Genomic DNA, 18,669 nt, shown 5'->3' with positions numbered 1-18,669 from the left:
ACTATATCATATTGTATTTATTGGAAGAATTTATAGAATTTTTAAAGCAAAAGTAGCGTGAATAAATGATACTTACATAGCTAACGCAATATTATTGATTTCTGTATTTTTCAACTAAATCTTTTTAATATTTGTATTTTCATTCTTCATCTCATTTACCTATTTTTTTAATATAAGGAATTGCTGATATTGATTCCTATTTCATTAATAAAGGTGTTCCAGTAAAGACGTTGCAGACCGATTAGAAAATACAGTTGATATGGTTTATAAGTCCTGCTCCCTTGTTTTAATAGAAGCAAGAGAAATTGGGTAGATTAAAGCAAGAGCAGCCTATATACATAAAAAAATAGAGAGACTGCTATAGTCTCTCTATTTTGCGTATTCTACTGAGCGAGTTTCTCGGATTACGGTTACTTTTATATGCCCCGGATAATCCAACTCATCTTCAATTCGTTTTCGAATATCTCTTGCGATCTTAGTAGATTCTGCATCATCAATTTCATCTGGTTTCACTATGATACGTATCTCTCTACCTGCCTGAATTGCAAATGATTTTTCAACACCTGCATATGATTCTGAGATTTCTTCCAATTTTTCTAAACGTTTAATGTAATTCTCTAATGTCTCACTTCTTGCACCTGGACGAGCAGCTGAAAGTGCATCTGCTGCAGCAACGATTACTGCAATGACAGACGTTGCTTCTTCGTCTCCGTGGTGTGAAGCAATTGCATTAATAACGACATCATTTTCTTTGTATTTCGTCCCTAGCTCTTTACCGATTTCTACGTGGCTACCTTCCACCTCATGATCAATTGCTTTCCCAATGTCATGTAATAAACCGGCACGTCTAGCAAGTGTTTGATCTTCTCCGAGCTCAGCAGCTAATAGACCGGATAAATAAGCTACTTCCGTTGAGTGTTTTAAAACATTTTGTCCATAGCTTGTTCGATATTTCAATCGTCCTAATATCTTCACTAAATCAGGATGAAGACCATGAACTCCTATTTCAAATGTTGTCTGTTCTCCATAATCACGAATATATTCATCGACTTCACGTCTTGATTTATCCACCATTTCTTCAATTCTAGCAGGGTGAATACGCCCATCTTGCACTAGTTTTTCTAATGCAATTCGAGCAATCTCACGACGTATTGGATCAAAACCAGATAAGATTACTGCTTCTGGTGTATCATCAATTATTAGATCAATACCTGTCAGTGTTTCTAAAGTTCGAATATTTCGACCTTCACGACCAATTATTCGACCTTTCATCTCATCATTCGGAAGATTGACAACGGAAACAGTGGTTTCAGCCACGTGATCAGCAGCACATCGTTGTAATGCCAGCGACAAGATGTTTTTAGCTTTTTTGTCCGCTTCTTCTTTTGCACGATTTTCTGCTTCTTTAATAATCATGGCTGATTCATGTGTAACTTCTTCTTCCACACGTTGCAAAATAATTTGTTTTGCTTGATCCGTGGTATATCCTGATATCCGTTCTAATTCTGCTTGTTGCTCGCTTAACATTGCTCCAACTTTGCTTTCCATTTCTTCAATTTGTTGTTGTTTTTCTGTAAGCGAACCTTCTTTCTTTTCTAACAATAGCTCACGCTTGTCTAAAGTTTGATCCTTACGATTGAGGTTTTCTTCCTTTTGCATGAGACGACTTTCAAGCTTTTGAATTTCGGCTCGACGTTCTCTAAGCTCTTCATCCGCTTGTTGACGAATTTTATGATTTTCGTCCTTCGCTTCTAGTAATGCTTCTTTCTTCGCAACTTCAGCGTTTTTATAGCCCTCTTCCACAATTTGTTTTGCTAATTCTTCTGCACTCGAAATTTTCTTCTCTGCAATTGTCTTTCTAATCAGATAACCAACAACAATACCGACAAATGTAAGCAAAATGGAGATGATGATCGCTACAGTATCCATACTTTCACCTCCTCTTGCTATAAACTTGTACAATTTTTTAAGTCGGCATGTACAATAATACGTTTTTAAAATTTACATGTATAATATTTGTTGAATTATACATGTTAATTTTAATCTTCTATTACATGGATGTCAAGGAATGTAAAGATTTTGCATGAATACAAAATAACGGGTGAAACCTACCGAACCTATAGTTTTATTCTTGTTGTATATATATAAATGACTTAATAATTGGCAGCTCAGTCTTCTTATTCAGTCTTAGCTACAGTATCACAACGATTTTGTTCGTGTCGATTTAGCTACTCAAACAGTAATCAGAATGGAAGAAAATAAATCCACTACAGAGTTATTTCGTAGTTTATGTATTTTGTGCACAATTAAATACATTCTACCTCAAAAAGAAAACTCCACAGTCAATTACTGACTACGGAGCATCTATTTTATTCCTCTAGTAAACTCTCTTTGGGTTCATCTTCTACGCTATCATCTTCAATATCATAGTGAGTTCGAATGGAGCGATAGATTTCCTCTGCTACAGCCGGATTCTCTTTTAAGAATTGTTTTGCATTTTCACGACCTTGGCCAAGTCTTTCATCGTTATAGGAGTACCAGGCACCGCTTTTTAGAACAACATCCAAGTCAGATCCGATATCCAGGATTTCTCCTTCTCTCGATATACCTTCACCATACATAATATCTACTTCCGCTTGTTTAAATGGTGGTGCCACTTTATTTTTTACGACTTTAATACGTGTTCTGTTACCTACCATTTCATTTCCTACTTTTAAGGTTTCCGCACGTCTTACTTCTAATCGAACAGAAGAATAGAACTTCAACGCTCTACCCCCTGGTGTTGTCTCCGGATTACCGAACATTACACCGACTTTTTCACGGATTTGGTTGATAAATATAGCCGTTGTTCTAGATTTATTGATTGCACCAGATAACTTACGTAACGCTTGAGACATTAAACGAGCTTGTAAGCCGACGTGAGCATCACCCATTTCCCCTTCGATCTCCGCTTTTGGTACTAGGGCAGCTACAGAGTCAATAACAAGCATATCTACAGCACCACTACGAACGAGTGCTTCAGCAATTTCCAAAGCTTGTTCTCCAGTATCAGGTTGAGATAACAGCAGTTCATCTACATTGACACCTAATTTTTTTGCATATACTGGGTCAAGCGCATGCTCCGCATCGATAAACGCAGCTTGTCCGCCTGCTCGTTGTGCTTCAGCAATTGCATGAAGAGATACTGTTGTTTTACCAGATGATTCTGGTCCATATATTTCAACTACACGTCCTCGTGGATAACCACCAACACCCAATGCTACGTCTACTGCAATGGATCCACTTGAAACGGTCGCTACTTTTTGTTCTGCCCGTTCGCCAAGCTTCATGATGGAGCCTTTACCGAACTGTTTTTCAATTTGTTTTAACGCCATATCTAAGGCTTGTTTTCTATCACTCACATTAATTCCTCCTTCGTATTGCTAATACTATCTTACAATCTTTTAGTTCGTTTCACAAGTAAAAAACGAATAAATGTTCCCATTATTTTCATAGGAATTAAAGACGTATGGATAAAACCCTTGAGGAAAAGCATTTTTCTTATCATTAAATCTAATAAAAAAATGCTTTTCCTGTTATTCAAAAAATATTTTCATTTTTTAAGTAGATAAAATAGCAATTCAAATGCTTTTTTAACTGCTCGATTTCGAATCTCTTGACGGTCTCCATTAAATTGATATCTTTCGGTAAAGAGTTGATCATTTTGGTCACATATAGATATATAAACAGTACCAACCGGTTGGTTTTCCAACTCATCAGGACCAGCTACTCCTGTAAAACTAATGCCCAGCTTAGACTGATAGATTTTCTTCACTTGTCTAGCCATACTTTCTGCACACTCTTTACTTATGGTACCGTAAGTTGTGATGAGTTCGTCATCTATCCTTAAGGCTGAAGTCTTGGAGAAAGGATGGTATACAACAGCAGCACCATTAAATATTGCAGATACCCCACCTTGATCCACCACTTTCGAAGCAAACGCTCCTCCTGTCAAGCTTTCAGCGCTAGCAATTGTTAAATGGTTTTGCTTCAATAATTCAAACACTTTCTTTTCGATATGGACGTTGTCATAGGCATAAAGATATTGTCCGACTTGTTTCTTAATCTTTACTTCTGTCTGTTCAATCAGTTGCTCTGCTTCTTGATAGCTTTCAGCCTTTGCCGTAAGTCTTAAAGCTACTTCCCCTTCAGATGCTAAGGGTGCAATCGTAGGATTCGTTTGATTCGATATTAAATCTCTAAGGTTATATTCTAATTGTGATTCACCAATACCAATAAAGCGTAACATTCGAGACTTGATCACGGCTTCTAAAGCTAACGTATCCTTTAGATAGGGCAGTACTTCCTCCGTCATAATCGCCTTCATTTCCCGTGGAACACCTGGCATAAATACCCAAATCGTTTTATTATAATCCACGATTATTCCTGGTGCAATACCAACTGAATTATGTAACACCTTCGATCCTTCAAACACTTGCGCTTGCTTTCGATTATTCGGTGTCATTGTACGATTATTTTTGGCAAAAAAAGCTTCCATTTTATCTAATGTACCTTGATCGGCTTCGATTTGTACACCTGATATATGCTGAAATGCTTCTCTTGTCAGGTCATCTTCTGTCGGACCAAGACCACCTGTTATGAAAACAAGGTCAGATCTTTTTCCTGCTTCACGAAAAACATCTGCCAAGCGATTAAAATTATCACCAACTACTGAATGATAATAGACAGAGATCCCCTTGTCCGCTAATTGTTCGGAGATCCAGGCTGCATTAGTATTAACAATTTGCCCTAACAATAGCTCTGTACCGACTGAAATAAGTTCAGCTTTTACATCTGTCATTATTTAGAATCTCCCATCACATGCCAGTTTTTCACAAAATATTCTACCCCAGAAACAATTGTAATAATTAAAGCCGCATACAACAAAATGGTATCAACCGGTAAGCCAAAAGCAGAAAACGGAATATTATGCAGTAACAAGAAAATGATTGCAAGAATTTGTAAAACTGTTTTTAATTTTCCAAGTTGACCAGCAGCAAGTACAGTACCTTCGCCTGCCGCAACAAGCCGCAACCCAGTTACTGCAAATTCACGACTAATAATGATAATCACTACCCATGCAGGGGCCATTTCCCAAGCAACTAACAAAATAAATGCTGCAGAGACTAATAACTTATCTGCCATTGGATCAAGAAATTTCCCGAGATTTGTCACTAACTGATGTTTTCGAGCATAGTAACCATCAAGCCAATCCGTTGCTGAAGCTACTGCAAAAATAATGACAGCAACTAAATGAGCAATAGGAATAGACTGATCAGCAATATGCCATACTCCCCAATCAAATGGATAGGATAATAATAAAATAAAAAAAGGAATCAACATAATTCGTGATAAAGTTATTCGATTAGGTATATTCATTTCCTGACACTCCTTCATATTTTTAGAAAAACCGGTCAAAACCCGCCCTAGCCTGCTCTTTATGATTCGTAACAGGATACTGCGCAGTTCGTGTTCTATGTAAAAGTTTCTTTCTTTATTTCTGAAAACAAACCCTCTTTATGAATAAAAAGAGGGTTATGTAATAGCATTTATTGTTTTTCAATCGTAATCCACGCTTTTTGTGGTTGAGATGCTTGTATTTCATCAGATAACTCAAGCTCTTCACCGTTTATTTCAATATTTATAGTCTGAGGTTCACCAAATCTTAAATATAACTCCTCTACTTCTGATACATCTAGTTCAAGTGGACTTTCATCAGTCGTAAAGGTTTTCTCATAAAATTTCTCGCCTGATTCATCAGTAATTTCAAGCCAATTTCTATTTTCAGTAGTGATAACCAGATTTACATCCTCATCAGTTGTTGTTAGATTATAATAAGACTCATTGTTATCATAGCTATCCAAAGATATCTCTGTTGCTACCTCCGGCTCATCTTCTTCGACTTCTTCCTCATCTGAAGATTCTTCGCCTTCACTCTCCTCATCTCCACTAGGAGTCGTGTCTGGAGTTGGTTGTACCTGAACAGACTCTCCCGCAGTATTATCTTCATTCTCTGTCGGTGTTGGATCTGCGTCATCTCCAGTGAAGTAGCCTTGCCTAAATAACCAGACTAATACGACGATACCAATAATCAACAAAACAACAATAACACTAGGCAAAAAGGAAAATATAACTGGTGTTTTCGTTGTCGCTTTATTTTTTTTACTGCTCTTCACGCGAGAAATTGCTACATCTTCTTTGTTTTCAAAAGGTAGGTCTTTTTTGTACTCTTCTATTAATTCATCCGGGTTTAAACCAAGGACAGTAGCATATTCCTTAATAAAAGCCCGTACATAAAAAGACCCAGGCATAACATTAAATCGTTCTTGTTCTATCGCATCCAAATATCTAGCTTGTATTTTGGTAACGTTTTGAACTTGCTCTAATGACATATTTTTGCTTTCACGCTCTGCTTTTAATCGTTCTCCGATTCCCATTTAAAAACACCATCCATCAATCATTAATCTATATTATCCCAACTTTATATGTTAACGGGCTCTATATTAGTTGACGTATATTTATTCCGATTTGTTTCATTTTAAACAATGTATCTTAATCATATCTTAAAATAAATCGAATGAAAAGTGAAAATATACATGAATGTGACAAATTAAAGAAAATATTATAAAAAAAGACATAAAAAAGAAAGAAGTTAAAAACCCTATAAAACATAATATTTATGCTTTATAGGGTAAATACTGTATTATTTTGTACCTTCGTTTTGAACGAGCTTTACCATAATATTTGCAATGGCATGCTGTTCTCTCTCATCTGCTGCATTCCATAAGTCACGTAACATTTTCTCTTGATCGTTTTTAGCTTGCACTTCTGTTGATAAATAATTACCAATATCATAGGCAAGCTCTGAAATTGCTTGATTACTTATACCATTATTTTCTGCATCATGCAAACGATCCCCTAAAAAATCTTTCCATGACTCAAAGTTGTCAATTACAGACATGTTCATTCCTCCTTTATCAGCATACATTAGTATCTTTCGATAATTTTATTAAAATATGCATACTAACAATAGGAAGATGTACAATAAATCATCCCCAAGCACCATTAACTCGGATTATTTCACCCTGTATATATCTCGATTGATTACTGCAAAGAAACTGAACAGCATCTGCAACATCCTCAGGTTCACCTGCTCTTTGTAATGGAATGTCTTGAATCAGCTCTTGTTTCTCCTGAGCGGTCAAGGTTTGATTCATTTTGGTATCAATAAAACCAGGACTAACTCCATTCACAAGAATATTACTCGGACCTAATTCTTTTGCTAATGCTCTGATAAAAGTATTTTGAGCGCCCTTCACAGTGGAATATGCCACTTCACAGCTCGCTCCAATTTCACCCCAAATCGAAGAAATCAATATGATCCGTCCAAACTTATTTCGTACCATCTCAGGAATTAATGCTTGTGTTACTTTCCATGGAGATTTCACATGTAATTGGAGCATTTCATCCATATCTTTGTCTTCCATGTCTTGAAATAGGCCAAAATAAGCCTTTCCGCTAGTATATATAAGATGATCGATATTCTGCGGTATTTTATTGATAAATTGATCTAAGCCTTCTCTTGATGCTAAATCGGATTGAATGACACCTATAATCTGATCTTTCGGTATTTGTTCCAGTAATTGTTCAATTGCTATTCTGTTTCGATTATAATGCAAAAAGAGCGCATGTCCTTGATTTGCTAATTGGTTGGCAATAGCTGTTCCAATTTCCCCACTAGCTCCAGTTATGATCGTTCTCTTCTCCATCGTTATCCTCTATTCATCTGCTTTGACAAAACAAGTAGAAAGCTGTTCTTCCTGGATCCAATTCTGACTATAATCCTGCATATCACTATATGTCAGACTTTCCAACCATTCGATGCTTTCAAAGAAGTCAATTCCTAATAACTGATAATGTGTGAATTGATTGGCTATAAACTCCAATGAATTCATTGCACGTAATAATTGACCAATTTTCTTACGTTTTATCCGCTCGAAACTTTGTTGATCCATTGGTGACGTTTGAAGATTTAATAGTTCTTGTTTTATCATTTGCGCTAATTTTTCTGGCTCTTTCGTATTTCCTCCTATTACACTAAAGCCGAAATTACGCTCTAAATGTGACTCGCAACTAAACGATTGATCAATAATTCCTGCTTCATATAACCGTTCATATGCCACACCACTTTTAGAGAATAAATGATCTAATACTATATCCATCAACCATTCTTTTTCCATAAACTTTTTCGGATCTTCCGGAATAACATTTTCCTTTATCCCTACTAAGGCTTTTGGAACAGAAACAGGCATAGTAACTGTCCATTCTTTTTCCGCTACTTCTTTAGGCTCATTGGGGAATTTTCTTGTGATGGGTTCAGGTGCGTCAAACTCTTTGTTATCCTGGTTATTCTTGATAAAAGCCATCGTTTCTTCAGGATCAACATTTCCGGCGATGAACAGCACCATATTATTTGGATGATAAAAGGTGTGATAACACGTATATAAATCATCTTTCGTAATATTATTAATCGACTCCACTGTTCCAGCAATATCGATTTGTACCGGATGATGCTGATAAAGACTTTTAATCGTTCCGAAAAACGCTCGCCAATCTGGCTGGTCATCATACATACGTATTTCTTGTGCAATAATCCCTTTTTCTTTTTCGACAGATTGCTCAGAAAAATAAGGATCCTGTACAAAATCTACAAGTGTTTGTAAATTCTCTTTTATTTTTGACGTTGCAGAGAATAAATAGGCTGTCTTGGTAAAAGACGTAAAAGCATTAGCTGAAGCACCCAGTTTTGAAAAATCCTGAAAAACGTCACGATCTTCTTTTTCAAATAATTTATGCTCTAAAAAGTGTGCAATCCCATCAGGAACTGTCTGCAAATCTTGCTCATTTAGTGGAACAAAGCTCTGATCGATTGAACCATAATTGGTGGTGAAAATGGCAAAAGTTTTTGCCATCTCTTGTTTCGGCAAAATAAAAACACGTAGACCATTCGAAAGTGTTTCTGCATATATATTCTCTTCAATTTGTTTATAATGTTTATGCTTCACTTTGTTCCGCCTCCTTACTCGTCAACAAATAGATCGTATCAAGTTTCACTTTATTGGCAACGTTAATCACTTGATCTTTGGTAACCTTGTTTACTTTCTGTAATAATTGTTCTGGCGATATGGACGATTGTGCCAATACGCTTTGATAATGTAATTCAATCATACCTTGTGCATTATCTAATGTTTCACGTAACTGATTAATGGTCATTTCTTTTGTTTCGTTTAGTTCATTATCGGTAAACTCACCCTTACGCATTTGCTCCATTTGTTCCAAAATTATGTCTTTGGCATTTTCAAATTGTTCTGGAGCAATCCCACTAAAGACAAACATTAATCCTTTATGACTTTCAATTCTTGATGCGGCGTAATATGCTAAACTGTGCTTTTCTCGCACATTCATAAATAATTTCGAGCTAGGAAACCCGCCAAACAAACCGTTAAAAACATGTAATGCAGCATAATCTTCATCATCAAACGTAATATTGGTGCGATAACCAAAGTGTAGTTTAGCTTGCTTAATATCATCTTCTTCTATCAGTGTTTGTTCGTTGAATCCTGCTACTAGCTTCCCTTTTTCAATTGGTTGCTGTTCTCTTGCTTCTACTAGTGCCGTAATTTTCTCCTCTACTTCTAAACCTTCAATATCACCAACTGCAAAAATATCGAGATGATCCTGGCTCAAAATTTGTTGATAATAAGCATAGAGGTCCTCTGCTGTAATCTTATCCAAATCTTCCTCATAACCGTGCACGCGTAGGCGATATTCCTCTTCTTTACACATTTCCTCAATCATTCGTGTATTGGCAAAACTCACTTTATCCTCTGTTAATGATTCCATCTTGCTACGTAATGTTTCTTTTTCACGAGCTACAATTTTTGGATCAAAGGCTTGATCAACTAATTTCGGTTGATAAATCACTTCTCGAAGAAAAGCAATTCCTTGATTTAATAAATCCTGAGAACCAGCAATATATTGTTCATTTGCTAATTCTAAACGAATAGTCAAGATATGATTTTCACCTTTTTTGCTACTATCCACCGCTAATACAGTGCCATATAGCTCATCAAGATGTTGACGTAACTGTATTGCAGTAGGGTAATTTGCTGTACCTTGTTGCAAAATATAGGGAAGTAACGCTCTTTTCGTAATATTTTCTCTTGTTAACTTTGATGTAAACTTTAATGACAGGTGAATGGTTTTAAATTTTTTTGTATGTATAAGATGTAAATCATACCCTTCTTTTGGGATGATTCGCTCTAAAGTTTCAACCATAACACTACTCCTTTGTATTTATATTTATTTTTGTTGTCTTCTATATTCTATCAAAAAGATCCAAATATTATGCTAATTGGAGAAGTTGTCTCAAAAAGTATATTTGTACACATGACTTCTTCACCATTTAGAGTCATATATTATAAACTGTATGAAAAGCTTAAAAACCCGTTACATTTATCTAAACGGGCTTTTAAGCTTTCTTCTCGGACAACTTTCTTCTTTATAATCTTTTTCTTAAAACGTAAAAACTAAATACATCTGCTCTAAAAAAATTAGCTGAATATAGTACTGGTTCGTTTTCTTTTGTATAATGCATTTGACGTAATAGCAATAATGCCTGATCAGGTTCACAATTTAAGATAGGTGAGATTCTTTCATGATAACCTATTGGTTCAATATAAGCTACGGCATAATCTATGTCCTTTTTGGCATAAGTTCTTAAAGCCTGAAAAATTGATTCCTGACTATGAATCAGTTCTAATGGCATGGTACGATGATCCACTCTATCTATACAATAAACAACAGGCTCACCATCTGCTGTGCGTACTCGTTCTAACTGGGCAAACTTTTCAATTTCTAATGGATCAAATCGACGCTTATCTTCATCTCTAGGTTCAGTAATTTCTGCAGATATATATTGTACTCCTGGCTTTTTACCTGATTTTTGTATCATCTCTGTAACACTACCCAATTGTTCAATACCAGATGATAGAATTGGTTTAGCGTGTACAAAAACACCTACACCAGGTCTTTGAATCAAGATATTTTCTTCCTCAAGAATTGCGATGGCACGTTGAATTTCTTTACGTGTCACACCTAAATTTTTTGCTAATTCATATTCTGTAGGCAGTTTTTCTTTTTCTTTATAGTGCCCATCCTCTATTAAATTTTTAATATAATGTACAGCAGAGATTGTAGATCCGTTATTTAAGTTAGATAACATAGCTTCCCCCAACCATTCTATATCCAATGTAAGTTTGTTATTACAAACAAATATAACACTTTTAGTTCGAATAATAAAGAATATTTTGTCTCTTTTAAATTTTAGTACTAGGATGAAGAATTTGCAGTCATATCATCAGACATCTGACTTTGTAAAACAGTTCTAGGTTTTGATCCTTCATAAGGACCTACAATTCCTCTATCCTCCATCGCGTCTATCAACCTGGCTGCACGTGTATAACCAATGCGAAAACGCCGTTGTAACATGGAAACACTGGCACTTTGCATTTCGAGTACTAACTGAACGGCATCGTCAAACAGATCATCATCCACTTCTTGTACCACTTCTGTTTCTTCTTCCGGTATCATTTCTTCTTGATACTGTGCCTTTTGTTGTTCTACACAATGATCCACAACACGTTCTACTTCTTCATCAGATAAAAAGGCACCCTGAATACGGACAGGTTTTGATAATCCAACTGGAATAAAGAGCATATCACCTCGTCCTAGCAACTTCTCAGCCCCACCGGAGTCGAGGATTGTTCTTGAATCAGTTTGTGACGAAACACTAAAGGCAATTCGTGATGGAATATTTGCCTTGATTACACCAGTAATAACATCAACAGACGGACGTTGTGTTGCTATAATCAAATGAATCCCTGCTGCACGTGCCATTTGGGCAAGTCTTGTAATTGCATCCTCTACTTCGTTTGAAGCTACCATCATTAAGTCAGCTAACTCATCAACAATGACAACAATATACGGCAGTTGTGGTTGCTGATCTTCTTCTGCTGCATTATGACGCTTAATATATTCGTTATATCCTTCTATATTTCTCGTACCAGTCTCTGAGAACAAGTCATAGCGTCTTTCCATTTCGGCTACTACTTTTTTTAACGCCCTTGCAGCTTTTTTAGGATCGGTCACTACAGGTGTAAGTAAATGAGGAATTCCATTATACACATTCAATTCAACCTTTTTAGGGTCAATCATCATCATCTTTACTTCATGTGGTTTTGCTCGCATCAAAATACTGGTAATAATCCCATTTATACAAACACTTTTACCACTGCCTGTCGCACCTGCAACTAGTATGTGTGGCATTTTATTTAATTCTGCGATCACAGATTCACCAGCAATATCCTTCCCTAAAGCAAAAGCTAACTTGTTCTGAATATGATTCTTTTTCGTTTCCAGCACTTCACGTAAAGTGACCATTGCCGTTTCTTCATTCGGCACTTCTATTCCAACGGCAGATTTTCCCGGAATAGGCGCTTCAATACGAATATCCTTAGCAGCTAAAGCAAGTGCTAAATCATCATTTAAATTAACAATTTTGCTAACTTTCACACCTGCTTCAGGGTATACTTCATATTTTGTTACGGATGGACCAACATGGACTTTTGTTACACGAGCCTTGACACCAAAACTTTGAAATGTTTTTTCTAACTTGCGAACAACTCGTTGTATATACGTTTTATCTTGTTGCTTACCAAAGTTTTTAGGAAGCTCTAATATATTCATTAATGGTAACTGATAGTCTTGATTCTCAAACTCTGTTGTTGTTGGTAATTGATCTGACTCAGATGTATCCCATTTATCTTGTTTTGTTTCTTCCTTTTCTTCTAATTCTTTTACATCTATTGTCTCTACTTGTTCATCATCTACCTGTTCCATCACTTCTAAATCTTCATTTGCATATGCAATAGCAGGCAGTTCACTTTCAATAGTATCTTGGTCACTCTCAAGTAAAACATCATTATTTTCTTCCTCTGTATCTGTTTCTTTTCGCTTTTCTTTCCATTCTACAAAACGTTGTTTACTGAGTTGCAATTTTTCTTGTAGTTTATGAAAAGTAGATGAAAATAAATCTCCTATTGATAGATTACTAAAAATAATAACCCCTATTAACATGATAAAAACAGCAAAAAACTTTGCTCCAGCACTGGAAAACAGAAAATTACTTATCGCAAACAATATAGCAGCAAACATCCCTCCACCCAGATAAGTCGCTGTACGCTCACCCTGGATATATTCCTTATAGAAGGTAAAGCTTTGAACGGTAATAGAAGGATAATTGGCCGGTTGTGTAAACGCTTCTTGAAATGTAAGAATATGAGTCATTAATATAAAACCTGCCAAAACCAGATACGTACCTATCCACTTTCGCGTTGATAAGTTAGGCCACTTTCGTTTCACCATAAGATAAATTCCTATAAATAAAAGGAACAGTGACACAATAAAATACCATGTTCCAAAGAAAAATCGAAAGATATTTTCTAATAGAGATGAAATAGCACCATCACTAATCATCGTTGCACCACTACCAAAAATTGCCAAAAACACTAATAATAAACCTATTAATTCTTTTTTTATATTATTTTTTAATGGTTGTTTTTTCCTTCTTTTTTTTCTTTTTGCCATATAAACACTCCTCAGGTCCCTATTCATTACTTTCACTTCATATATGTATGAAATACCCTTGCTGATTGTTAGCAAGGGTGTCTAATTAGCTCTATTCTTATTTCTATTATAGCATAGAATCAAAAATAGAACGAATATTCTATTGGGGATTTTCACTACTCGAAATAATCGTTCCAGGAGAAAAATGTTCAGCTAAATAATCATTTGGGTCTGTAGATAATAATTGTACGAGACGCATATCGCCGTTCTCTAACTTTTGTATACAGCATGTTTTACTTTGATAGCTGATAAATTCATATTGCTGATAATCTTGTTCTGAATAATGGATATCCTCATAACTAAGTGGTGTATATAATATCATTGGATCAGCTCCTGAGAATCCTTTTTAGCTTCAATTAATTCATTAAGTTTTGCCATTGCACCACTAATTCCACCAACCTCATTGATTAAACCATACTTTACGGCGTCTTCTCCGACTACGTTTGTACCAATATCCCTTGTTAAATTTCCTTTTTCGAACATTAATTCTTTTAATTTTTCTTCTTTAATATTTGAATGTGCAGTTACAAATTGAAGAACACGCTCCTGCATTTTATCAATATATTCAAATGTTTGTGGTACACCAATAACAAGACCTGTAAGTCGAATTGGATGAATGGTCATGGTTGCAGACGGAGCAATAAAGGAATAATCCGTTGACACAGCTATAGGGACACCAATGGAATGACCTCCTCCTAAAACAACAGAAACAGTTGGTTTAGATAATGAGGCAATCATTTCTGATAAAGCAAGACCAGCTTCGACATCTCCACCAACCGTATTTAAAACCACGACTAACCCTTCTATTTTAGGGTTTTGTTCTATTGCAACGATCTGTGGAATAAGATGTTCATATTTAGTTGTTTTGTTTTGTGGTGGTAGTTGTACGTGTCCTTCCACTTGACCGATGATGGATAGTACGTGAATATTTGAGTCTGGTGCATTCGGTATGGTGGATTGTCCTAATTGTTGAATCTTTTCAACAAGTGATGATGATTGCGATTCTTTTTCTTTCGTTTCTTGTTTTTGTTTATTCATACCTAATTACCCCTTTACATCATAGTAGTAATTAGTATGAACTAGCTAGCTTATTTCATTCTGTATCATAAACAGTTTAAAAAAATTATCCATCTGAAGCGTATTAGATAACTACTGTGAACCAATGATGTTTTTTCTTGATGTAGCTTTCTTCCATTCTGTTTATAGTTGAGTGCTAACTCGACGCTGCGGAAAAAATACTCCGCTTTCCGGGGGGGAACAGCACGAGCTAAAGATCCACTTGGTAAAGTGATTTTCTTTACCAAGTTACCTGAAGCCGTGCCCACGGAAAGCGCAATATTCTGCCGGAGCGATATGCAAGCACTTACTATGGAAAGAATGGAAGAAAACAAATGCACATAACAGTTACTTCGCAGTTTATGTATTTGATTCATATTTTGCAGTTGAAAAGAACCTGTTTCATGTGGATGGAAACAGGTTCTAACTGGTTTTATTGGAATGATTCAATTACTCTAAATAGGTTTTGTTCTTCAAATGGCGATAGTGGTACTAATGGTAAACGAACAGATCCTACATCGATTTGTTGATATTTCAATGCAGACTTGACTGGTGAAGGAGATGGTGCCATAAACAATGCACGCATGATAGGAAGTAACTTACGGTGAAGTCGACCTGCTTCTTTCACTTTACCTTGTTCGAATAACTCAATCATTTCTTTCATTTCTTTGCCAATAATATGGGAAGAAACAGAAACAATTCCAGAACCACCAATAGATAGAATTGGTAAGGTTAATGAATCGTCACCACTATAAACAGAAAACCCATCATCTACTTGTTCAAGTATAGAAGCGATTCCGTCCAGATCACCAGTGGAATCTTTTACCGCCACAATGTTATCGATTTGCGATAAGGCCACAACTGTTTCTACATTCAATCGCACTACAGCTCTGGATGGAATATTATACAACATTATCGGCAATTTGGTTTCTTGAGCTATCGCTGCATAATGTTGATATAACCCTTCTTGATTCGGTTTATTATAATATGGAGTGACAACTAATGCTCCATCCACTCCTATTTGCTCTGCTTCTTTGGTTAGCTCGATGGAAGCCTGTGTATTATTACTTCCAGTTCCAGCAATAATAGGTACTCGACCATCCACTACCTTAACAACATGTTTAAATAAAGATATCTTTTCTTCATGACTTAATGTCGGAGATTCACCCGTTGTACCAGCTACAACAAGCCCCTCTGATCCAGTAGCAATTAAATGTTCTATCAATTGAGACGTTATATTTAAATCCATACGATTATTCTCATCAAAAGGTGTCACCATTGCAGTTAACAATCTTCCGAAATCCATAATGTCACCATCTCCTTTCCAATCTCCTTCACCTTATTTGCATGTGCTAAACATTTATTATTGTATCTTTTCTTCATGTATTGCTTTGACTTTACAATATGGCTCATATATAGAAAAATGGCGAACATAATTATGCCATGAATATACGATTTCATCAATAGAAAATAGAAAATTACAGATTTTATTTTTCTAATCGAAAAGCTTCATGTAATGCATTAAGTGCAGTTTCTAAATGAACATTTTGTATTAAGACCCATATGGTTCGATGACTATCTGCTGATTGTAAAATGGGAATATTTTTACTAGTTAAAGTCTGTACGATCTTTGATGTAACACCGGGAACACCTGACATTCCAGCACCGACTAAAGAAATCTTTGCACAATCTTTGGTAATAATCGGTTGAAGGTTTAAAGATTCTAAGACTTGCTTCGCTAAAGTTTCATCTCGTTTAAATATCGTATATATTACACCATTTGGTGATATATTGATAAAATCGACGGAAATACCCGCTTCAGCCATTGCTTTAAATACTTTCACATGCAGTTGTTCCGGTTCTTTTGCCTCTTGAATTTTTATTTGGGTAATTTGATTAACATATGCAATTCCTGTAGCCAATCGATCATGTACACTTTCTGAGTAATCTGTTTCAGGTACATTTGTAATAAGTGTTCCTTTATCCTTAAGTTTTGTAGAACGCACTCTAATTGGAACATTGGCCTGCATTGCAATCTCGACTGCTCGAGGGTGAATAACCTTTGCTCCTTGGTAAGCTAGATTACATATTTCTGTATATGAAATGGTATCTAATTTTTGCGCATTGGTAACAACTCGAGGATCTGCTGTCATAATACCATTAACATCTGTGAAAATATCTACATATTCCGCTTGCAAAGCTGCTGCTAATGCAGTGGCAGAGGTATCACTCCCACCTCTGCCAATGGTTGTTACTTCATTGTCCTCCGTTTTGCCTTGAAATCCTGCTACTACTACTACCTGTTGGTTGCTTAAAACATGATATAAATGTTTGGTATCTACTCTTTTAATTTGCGCATTGGAAAAATTGCTAGTCGTAATAATACCAGCTTCTCCACCGGGAATAGCAACAGCATTTATTTGATGTTCCAGCAGATCATGCGAGAAAACCGTCGCAGAAATAGTTTCGCCACAAGATAATAATAAATCTTTCTCTTTATTACTTATCTTGGAGTGATTTCCATCAATTAAGGATAATAAAGCATCTGTTGAATATGGCTCTGGAAAACGCCCCATCGCTGAAACAACGACAACTACTTTATAACCTTCTATTAATGCTTCTTTTATATGACGAATAGCATATTCTCTAGATTCTTTATTCTTTACAGACGTGCCACCAAACTTTTGAACCAATACCCGCATGATTCCACCTCGTTTATTTATTGAGCCAGTTATTTTTGACTAGAGATTCAGCAATTTGCACAGAATTCCAAGCAGCTCCCTTTAACAAGTTATCAGAGACTACCCATAAATGGAATCCTTTCTCATTATCTAAATCTTTACGGATACGGCCTACAAACACATCACATTTACCTGCCGCTGCCAGTGGTGTTGGATATACTTGATTGGTTGGATCATCTTCTAAGACAACACCATCCATATTACTAATCGCTTCTTTAAATTGATCAACAGTTACGTCATCTTTATTAACTTCCACATATACACTTTCTGCATGGGATGTAAAGAAAGGCAAACGTACACATGTTGCTGCAACTTGAACAGAGTCATCATGCAAAATTTTCTTTGTCTCATTTATCATTTTCATTTCTTCAAAAGTGTATCCATTATCTTGGAATACATCAATTTGCGGTAATGCATTAAATGCAATTGGGTAATGATGTTTCTCTCCAGACACAGGTAATAATTCTGGTTTTAATTCTTCGCCTTCTAAAAATGCTTTTGACTGTGAATGTAATTCTTCAACAGCTTCATTTCCAGCTCCTGACACTGCTTGATAAGTTGACACGATAACTCTGGACATGCCAAACTGATCCTGAACCGGTTTAAGGGCAGCTACCATTTGAATTGTTGAACAATTTGGATTTGCAATGATTCCATTATGCTTCTGGATATCCTCTTGGTTTACTTCTGGTACCACAAGTGGAACTTGAGGATCCATTCTGAATGCACTTGTGTTATCAACAACAACCGCACCACGTTTTACTGCTTCTGGTGCTAAGTTTTTAGACACTGATCCACCAGCAGAAAATAGGGCAATATCCACACCTTCAAAGCTTTCGGGAGTAGCTTCTTGCACCGTGTACGTTTTACCTTGAAACTCCATTTCTTTTCCTGCTGAACGTTTAGAAGATAATAACAGTAATTCTTTGATTGGAAAGTTCTTTTTATCCAATGTTTCTAGCATTTTTGCTCCTACTGCACCAGTAGCACCCACTACTGCTACATTATATTGTTGTCCTGTTGCCATGTTTATTGTCCCCTTCCATCTGATTCAATGTTTAATTTGATTATCTTTTTTATCATAACA

Annotated in this window: 16 protein-coding genes; all 16 read right to left on the bottom strand. The window is 36.0% G+C overall.

Annotated features, from left to right (window positions below):
* Nucleotides 1–369: 369 nt before the first annotated feature.
* Nucleotides 370–1,929 (bottom strand): ribonuclease Y, encoded by a 1,560-nt coding sequence (gene rny, locus GI584_RS11405; protein ID WP_100360558.1) that lies wholly within the window; start codon nt 1,927–1,929, stop codon nt 370–372.
* A gap of 440 nt (nt 1,930–2,369) precedes the next feature.
* Nucleotides 2,370–3,401, bottom strand: a complete 1,032-nt coding sequence (gene recA, locus GI584_RS11400; RefSeq protein ID WP_100360559.1) for a recombinase RecA — start codon at nt 3,399–3,401, stop codon at nt 2,370–2,372.
* 191 nt (nt 3,402–3,592) lie between these two features.
* Nucleotides 3,593–4,840: a competence/damage-inducible protein A gene (locus GI584_RS11395; RefSeq protein ID WP_153791298.1), complete on the bottom strand. Its 1,248-nt coding sequence runs from the start codon at nt 4,838–4,840 to the stop codon at nt 3,593–3,595.
* Entirely contained in the window at nt 4,840–5,418 is a 579-nt protein-coding gene (gene pgsA, locus GI584_RS11390) for a CDP-diacylglycerol--glycerol-3-phosphate 3-phosphatidyltransferase (RefSeq protein ID WP_100360561.1), read from the bottom strand. Before pgsA ends, GI584_RS11395 begins: the two co-directional genes overlap by 1 nt.
* Before the next feature lie 170 nt (nt 5,419–5,588).
* Complete coding sequence (locus GI584_RS11385) at nt 5,589–6,476, bottom strand: helix-turn-helix domain-containing protein (protein ID WP_153791297.1); 888 nt, start codon at nt 6,474–6,476, stop codon at nt 5,589–5,591.
* 266 nt (nt 6,477–6,742) lie between these two features.
* Nucleotides 6,743–7,000 (bottom strand): DUF3243 domain-containing protein, encoded by a 258-nt coding sequence (locus GI584_RS11380; protein WP_018932609.1) that lies wholly within the window; start codon nt 6,998–7,000, stop codon nt 6,743–6,745.
* An 88-nt stretch (nt 7,001–7,088) separates the two neighbouring features.
* The gene (ymfI, locus tag GI584_RS11375) at nt 7,089–7,808 is read right to left on the bottom strand and encodes an elongation factor P 5-aminopentanone reductase (RefSeq protein WP_100360563.1); all 720 of its coding nucleotides are present in this window, start codon (nt 7,806–7,808) and stop codon (nt 7,089–7,091) included.
* A 9-nt stretch (nt 7,809–7,817) separates the two neighbouring features.
* Entirely contained in the window at nt 7,818–9,104 is a 1,287-nt protein-coding gene (gene yfmH, locus GI584_RS11370; RefSeq protein ID WP_153791296.1) for an EF-P 5-aminopentanol modification-associated protein YfmH, read from the bottom strand.
* Entirely contained in the window at nt 9,094–10,377 is a 1,284-nt protein-coding gene (yfmF, locus tag GI584_RS11365) for an EF-P 5-aminopentanol modification-associated protein YfmF (protein ID WP_153791295.1), read from the bottom strand. Before yfmF ends, yfmH begins: the two co-directional genes overlap by 11 nt.
* Before the next feature lie 223 nt (nt 10,378–10,600).
* Nucleotides 10,601–11,323, bottom strand: a complete 723-nt coding sequence (locus GI584_RS11360; protein ID WP_153792967.1) for a GntR family transcriptional regulator — start codon at nt 11,321–11,323, stop codon at nt 10,601–10,603.
* Nucleotides 11,324–11,430: 107 nt separating this feature from the next.
* Entirely contained in the window at nt 11,431–13,746 is a 2,316-nt protein-coding gene (locus GI584_RS11355) for an FtsK/SpoIIIE family DNA translocase (RefSeq protein ID WP_100360567.1), read from the bottom strand.
* 139 nt (nt 13,747–13,885) lie between these two features.
* A complete protein-coding gene (locus GI584_RS11350) occupies nt 13,886–14,107 on the bottom strand; it encodes a YlzJ-like family protein (protein ID WP_153791294.1) in 222 nt (73 codons plus the stop codon).
* Nucleotides 14,104–14,823, bottom strand: coding sequence for a ClpP family protease (locus GI584_RS11345; protein ID WP_100360569.1), 720 nt, complete (start codon nt 14,821–14,823; stop codon nt 14,104–14,106). Before GI584_RS11345 ends, GI584_RS11350 begins: the two co-directional genes overlap by 4 nt.
* A 451-nt stretch (nt 14,824–15,274) precedes the next feature.
* Nucleotides 15,275–16,147, bottom strand: a complete 873-nt coding sequence (dapA, locus tag GI584_RS11340; RefSeq protein WP_194842184.1) for a 4-hydroxy-tetrahydrodipicolinate synthase — start codon at nt 16,145–16,147, stop codon at nt 15,275–15,277.
* 181 nt (nt 16,148–16,328) lie between these two features.
* Nucleotides 16,329–17,543, bottom strand: a complete 1,215-nt coding sequence (dapG, locus tag GI584_RS11335; RefSeq protein WP_100360571.1) for an aspartate kinase — start codon at nt 17,541–17,543, stop codon at nt 16,329–16,331.
* A 13-nt stretch (nt 17,544–17,556) separates the two neighbouring features.
* A complete protein-coding gene (gene asd, locus GI584_RS11330; RefSeq protein WP_153791293.1) occupies nt 17,557–18,609 on the bottom strand; it encodes an aspartate-semialdehyde dehydrogenase in 1,053 nt (350 codons plus the stop codon).
* Nucleotides 18,610–18,669 lie beyond the last annotated feature (60 nt).

It is taken from the genome of Gracilibacillus salitolerans, assembly GCF_009650095.1.
In the GTDB taxonomy this organism is placed as follows: domain Bacteria; phylum Bacillota; class Bacilli; order Bacillales; family Amphibacillaceae; genus Gracilibacillus; species Gracilibacillus salitolerans.
This window is presented reverse-complemented; position numbering and strand designations above follow the sequence as displayed.

Excerpts from the sequence above, each read along its gene's own strand:
- dapG (WP_100360571.1), bottom strand. The coding sequence starts at position 17,543 with ATGCGGGTATTGGTTCAAAAGTTTGGTGGCACGTCTGTAAAGAATAAA.
- dapA (WP_194842184.1), bottom strand. The coding sequence starts at position 16,147 with ATGGATTTCGGAAGATTGTTAACTGCAATGGTGACACCTTTTGATGAG.
- GI584_RS11385 (WP_153791297.1), bottom strand. The coding sequence starts at position 6,476 with ATGGGAATCGGAGAACGATTAAAAGCAGAGCGTGAAAGCAAAAATATG.
- asd (WP_153791293.1), bottom strand. The coding sequence starts at position 18,609 with ATGGCAACAGGACAACAATATAATGTAGCAGTAGTGGGTGCTACTGGT.
- ymfI (WP_100360563.1), bottom strand. The coding sequence starts at position 7,808 with ATGGAGAAGAGAACGATCATAACTGGAGCTAGTGGGGAAATTGGAACA.
- GI584_RS11380 (WP_018932609.1), bottom strand. The coding sequence starts at position 7,000 with ATGTCTGTAATTGACAACTTTGAGTCATGGAAAGATTTTTTAGGGGAT.
- GI584_RS11395 (WP_153791298.1), bottom strand. The coding sequence starts at position 4,840 with ATGACAGATGTAAAAGCTGAACTTATTTCAGTCGGTACAGAGCTATTG.
- GI584_RS11350 (WP_153791294.1), bottom strand. The coding sequence starts at position 14,107 with ATGATATTATATACACCACTTAGTTATGAGGATATCCATTATTCAGAA.
- pgsA (WP_100360561.1), bottom strand. The coding sequence starts at position 5,418 with ATGAATATACCTAATCGAATAACTTTATCACGAATTATGTTGATTCCT.
- GI584_RS11345 (WP_100360569.1), bottom strand. The coding sequence starts at position 14,823 with ATGAATAAACAAAAACAAGAAACGAAAGAAAAAGAATCGCAATCATCA.
- rny (WP_100360558.1), bottom strand. The coding sequence starts at position 1,929 with ATGGATACTGTAGCGATCATCATCTCCATTTTGCTTACATTTGTCGGT.
- GI584_RS11360 (WP_153792967.1), bottom strand. The coding sequence starts at position 11,323 with ATGTTATCTAACTTAAATAACGGATCTACAATCTCTGCTGTACATTAT.
- GI584_RS11355 (WP_100360567.1), bottom strand. The coding sequence starts at position 13,746 with ATGGCAAAAAGAAAAAAAAGAAGGAAAAAACAACCATTAAAAAATAAT.
- yfmF (WP_153791295.1), bottom strand. The coding sequence starts at position 10,377 with ATGGTTGAAACTTTAGAGCGAATCATCCCAAAAGAAGGGTATGATTTA.